The following is a 4,716-nucleotide window of genomic DNA, read 5'->3' on the forward strand; positions in this document are numbered from 1 at the left end:
CGCACAGAGATTTTTAGCTATGTCCACTAAGTCTTTGTGACGGGTAATGGTTTTGTCTTTATTTTTTATGTTGCCATCTTTGCTATCAGCTGCGATCCATTGCTGTTGTAATTGTTCGACATTGTGAAGGATTGTTCTTTGTTCATTAATGTCCGAAGTTCCGGGATACCCAGATGTCGGTTGAGAAACAAGGCTTGTGAGCAGCACTACCAGGCTAACATTGCCCAGCCAAATGATATCGCCGTGATGTAACTCTTGGGGAAAGTTAACAAGATATTTATTTACTTGCGTCCCGTTTTTGCTGCCCAGATCCTCAATAGTCCACACACCGTCAGCTGTTTTCACCAAGCGGGCATGGCTGCGAGATACTCCAGCAAAAGGTAAGTACAGGTTACATTCCGGCAAACGGCCAATTGTGAATATATCTTGATCAACTGCGATCGTTGTCTCGGTATCTCCCTCTTGTAGGCGTAGCGTGAGTTCAGTCATGAATGTGATCCATCGAAGCTAGAGGTGCAAGCAACTCTAAGGTAAGTTATACACTACAGGTTAACCTTCACCTTTTCTTTATGGCACTGTTAACTGCATTCCGACAACTGGATGTGACGGATATTACATTTAAACAGGCAATTTTGCTCGAGATTCAGTTCAGAGTGGGTTTGAATCTCGTTGTCCAGTGGATTGCCTAACAGTGTCCATTGAGTAGCAAATTAACATACGTGATCACCAAAATTAAAGTTGACGGCCGCTTGCCATCAAATCCTATCGGTAACGAAATTGCCCTTTATAAGGACACGCTCAAAGAGTAATTAAAATTTTCTCCTCAAAACTTTAAACTATTAAGAGGTTGTTCAAATCCCAATACAGTTCAGTTAAGCTTTTTTCTCTCCCCCTGCAACGCCAGCCTCCCCTGCTCAAGAACAGCCTGCCTTAACAGATAAATTTGCTTAACCCAAGCGTATTGGTTCAAATCCCTCAATAGTTTACAGTGAAATCGTAAAGATTAGACCAGTCTATGCAGAATTCTACAGCACTGCCAAAGATCATCCGCGCCCATGTATTCATTTCTGGCCGAGTCCAAGGAGTCGGTTATCGCTATTCCACTGTGGATACAGCTAGCCAGTTGGGATTAACCGGCTGGGTGCGGAATCTCCCTGATAATCGAGTAGAGGCAGTCTTTGAAGGGGCGCAAGATGTTGTAGATGATATGGTTCGCTGGTGTCACTCTGGGCCACCTGCTGCTGTAGTTAAAGATGTTGTGGTTGAGTATGAAGAACCGGAAGGGTTGCGGGGATTTGAAGTTAAGCGGGTTGGTTAGTCATTGGTCATTAGTCATTTGTCCTTTGTAAATGACTAATGACTAATAACAATCAACTGCTATAGGAGTGATATCATGTTCGCATTATTAGTTATGATTCCCATAGTCATTGCACCCCACACGCCAGTCGCTCATGGGGGAAACCCCCATCGCCCTTGGCGTCTCCCCTTAGGAGAAGACCGCGCTGGCTCCCCTTAATCCCCTCCCCGCTCTTCGGGCTACGGTGTACACACAAGTACTTTCGTTCACAACACAAGTCTTTTGGTTCACAACACAAGGACTTTCGTTCAGAACACAAGGACCTTCGTTCAGAACACAAGGACTTTCGTTCAGAACACAAGGGCTTTCGTTCAGAACACAAGGGCTTTCGTTCACAACACAAGGGCTTTCGTTCAGAACACAAGGGCTTTCGTTCAGAACACAAGGGCTTTCGTTCAGAACACAAGGACTTTCGTTCACAACACAAGGACTTTCGTTCACAACACAAGTATTTTTTGAGCTTTTGAGGGAATGAAACAGCTTTGCTTTTCAAGAGGGGTTGGGGGGATTAAAAGTCTGTGGAGCCACTCTAAAAGACTTGTGTATACACGGTAGGCTCTTCGGGAGGGGAGACAAAGCGTAGCTTTGGCGGGGTGGGGTTCTTCAGGTTTAATAAGGAATCAAGCGGACATGATATGATTTGGGCTTTTGGTAAATTTTATGATCTAAGAAAGTAGTCACTTCGAGTACGAAAACCTGGTTGAAAAATCTGAAAGCTGACCATTTAAGGAGACAGTTCACAAAATTTTACCTTCAAAATTTGAGGCGATGCCTATGGTAACCCCTTCAGGTGTACGCGCAAAATTCCTTGAATTACTTGTTGTACAGCTTCTTTAGTCAAGCTGCCATCTACCCGCACAATTCTTGAGGGATAGGATGCTGCTAACTCTGCGTATCCTTGCTGAACGCGCCGATGAAAAGCGATTGTTTCTTGTTCAATGCGGTCTAACCCTATTCCATCTCCCCGTTTACGGGCTAGTCCTACTTTGACATCGACATCTAGCCAAATAGTTAAGTCACTCTCTAAACCAGCAGTGGCAATATGATTAAGTTGATTGATTAAACTCATGTTAAGACCACGACCATATCCTTGGTAGGCAATGGTAGAGTCAGTGTAGCGATCGCATAAAATATATTTCCCTGCTGCGAGATTTGGTTTGAGTTCTTGTTCAACGTGTTGCGATCGGTCAGCAGCATACAACAAAAGTTCTGTCACTTGTGCAACTGGTTTATCCTCTGCCTTCTCTAATAGCAAGCGGCGAAGATGTAAGCCTAACTCTGTTCCTCCTGGTTCACGAGTAACAACCACAGAGATACCCAGACTTTTCAGCCACTCAGAACAAAGCTGCATTTGGCTGGTTTTACCACAGCCTTCCACCCCTTCAAATACAATTAATTTCCCACTCATGTTTTTTTATTGTAATTGTAATTACGCTAAACCAGCAAGCTATCTAATTGTCAACATAAATAGAAATGAGTTCGACACCCATAGGATCACCTAAGTTAAAAATTAGACTATCATTTTGAAAAAAGGATGATAGATAATTATGGTGTGTCAAAACTGTCAACAGGTTATAGAACAGCTAAATATTAATATTGACCTTTTCTTTCATAAATTAGAGACAGCTTCAAATAGAAAGCAAATCAGTGAAATTGACAAGGAAATCATTTGTCAATCTCTATTAGGACACTCCCGACAACATCTAGCTACAATCTTCAATTTATCTGACCAACAAATTAGAGATAGGCTCAGTAATAATATTTATCCCAGAATAGCAGAACTGATGCAAATTGACCAAGAACAGATAGCTGGGAAGTGGGTTAAGCTGCTTAATTTATTACTTGATCCTAATAACGGATATAAATTGCAGACTGCTCCTCAATTAAACAATGATAACTTTCAAGGTAGTTTTGGCAGACAAATTTTTCTTTCTCCCCCAAATCAAGATATTGTGGAGTTACAGATACAAGGGAATAAATTTTATCAGCAAGGACTTTATTATCAAGCATTAAAGTGCTTTGTTTGGGCTTGGAAAAAAGAAATAGAAATTTATGGTACAGGTAATCCAGAAATTTTAATTTATATTAATAACTGCTTAATCGAATATAAAGAATCTCTTTTACAACATAAAAAAATTAAGATTTATACTTTGGCTGTAGTTGTGCCATTTTATCATAATCAAGGTCATGTTGCATCTGAAATTTTACGAGGTATTGCTCAACTTCAACTCCAAGTAAATCTTCAAAGCTTTGAGAAAATCTCACTAGGAACAGAGATAAATTTAGATGAGATAAAACCCGATAAGTTTTTTACTCTAAATAATACAGATAATCAAATAGCCTTCAAAATTTTAATTGTCAACGATCCTAATAATTTATATGCACCATATAGCCAAATAGCAGAGAATTTAGCCAATTTAGCGCCACAATTAAACCTGATTTCTATTATCGGTCACTATTCAAGCGAAATGACTAAGAAGGCACTACAGTTATATTCTCAAAATGGACTAATTTTAGTAAACTCTAGCAGTACCTCTAATGAACTTTCTCATTTATCTGGGGGTGAAAGCTTATCCTTTTTTAGACTGACTACTCAAGATAGCATAAATGCCACACAATTAGCTCATTATTTGACAAAAATATTGCCTGGTAAAAATATTAAAAAAGTAGCTATTATCTATAATAAAAATAGTACTTATAGCACTTCATATAGAAATACTATCAAAAAATGCCTAGAACAATATAAGGAACAGTTTATTTTTCTAAAAGAATGTAGTTATATGAGCGAAAAATATTATCAAATTCAAGCTTATCTAGAAGATATTAAACAAAGTTACGTTGATATTATTATCATAATTCCTGATGGAGGAATTGAACCTAATTCCCTTGATAATGCTGGACTGATTAGTAGATTAAAAATCAATAACTGTCTAATAGCTGGTTCAGCAACTTTTTACCATGAGAATGTTTTACATTGGATTGATGAACAAAGTCAGTATAATTTAGGCAATCAAAATGAATGTCAAATTATAGCTTGTGTTCCTTGGCATTGGCACAGCAAAACAAATGGGTGCAATAGTGAAAATCAACTAGGGCAAAAGTTTTGTCAACTAGGCACTCAATTATGGGGAAAAGAAAACTTAACATGGCGTAGTGCAACAGCTTTCGACTCAGCGTTAATAATTCTGAGAATTTTAGAGCAATTTGACATTTCAGATAGTCAATCTTTACTGATATACATGAATAAATATTTTAAAGAAGATAAAAAACAAGTGAAAGGAGTTACAGGAATTATCAAATTTGAAAAAAATGGCGATCGTATCAATCCCCCGGCAGAAATAGTAGCCGTTAAATGGAGA

The 4,716-nt window shown here is 38.8% G+C and carries 5 protein-coding genes; 3 read left to right on the forward strand and 2 right to left on the reverse strand.

Features of this window, described 5'->3' with window-relative positions:
* Window positions 1-489 (reverse strand): FHA domain-containing protein (locus LC574_RS27230; protein WP_229456784.1); only part of this gene is annotated, 489 nt, incomplete at its 3' end.
* Window positions 490-1,015: 526 nt separating this feature from the next.
* Here LC574_RS27230 and LC574_RS27235 point away from each other — a divergent pair.
* Window positions 1,016-1,318 (forward strand): acylphosphatase, encoded by a 303-nt coding sequence (locus LC574_RS27235; protein ID WP_229456785.1) that lies wholly within the window; start codon window positions 1,016-1,018, stop codon window positions 1,316-1,318.
* A gap of 75 nt (window positions 1,319-1,393) precedes the next feature.
* Window positions 1,394-1,516 (forward strand): hypothetical protein, encoded by a 123-nt coding sequence (locus tag LC574_RS38280; protein WP_267871699.1) that lies wholly within the window; start codon window positions 1,394-1,396, stop codon window positions 1,514-1,516.
* A gap of 613 nt (window positions 1,517-2,129) precedes the next feature.
* Here the strand turns inward: LC574_RS38280 and tmk are convergent.
* Window positions 2,130-2,765 carry a dTMP kinase gene (gene tmk / locus LC574_RS27240; protein WP_229456786.1) on the reverse strand — a complete coding sequence of 212 codons (636 nt, stop codon included), beginning with the start codon at window positions 2,763-2,765 and terminating at the stop codon, window positions 2,130-2,132.
* A 139-nt stretch (window positions 2,766-2,904) separates the two neighbouring features.
* On the opposite strand from tmk, the gene LC574_RS27245 reads away from it, so the two are divergent.
* Window positions 2,905-4,716: ABC transporter substrate-binding protein (locus tag LC574_RS27245; RefSeq protein WP_229456787.1), on the forward strand; the 1,812-nt coding region annotated here is incomplete at its 3' end.

It is taken from the genome of Nostoc sp. CHAB 5715 (assembly GCF_020829685.1).
Classification (GTDB): domain Bacteria; phylum Cyanobacteriota; class Cyanobacteriia; order Cyanobacteriales; family Nostocaceae; genus Nostoc.

What these genes read in the sequence shown, in the direction of transcription:
- LC574_RS38280 (WP_267871699.1), top strand. Translation starts at nt 1,394, where the DNA reads ATGTTCGCATTATTAGTTATGATTCCCATAGTCATTGCACCCCACACG.
- tmk (WP_229456786.1), bottom strand. Translation starts at nt 2,765, where the DNA reads ATGAGTGGGAAATTAATTGTATTTGAAGGGGTGGAAGGCTGTGGTAAA.
- LC574_RS27235 (WP_229456785.1), top strand. Translation starts at nt 1,016, where the DNA reads ATGCAGAATTCTACAGCACTGCCAAAGATCATCCGCGCCCATGTATTC.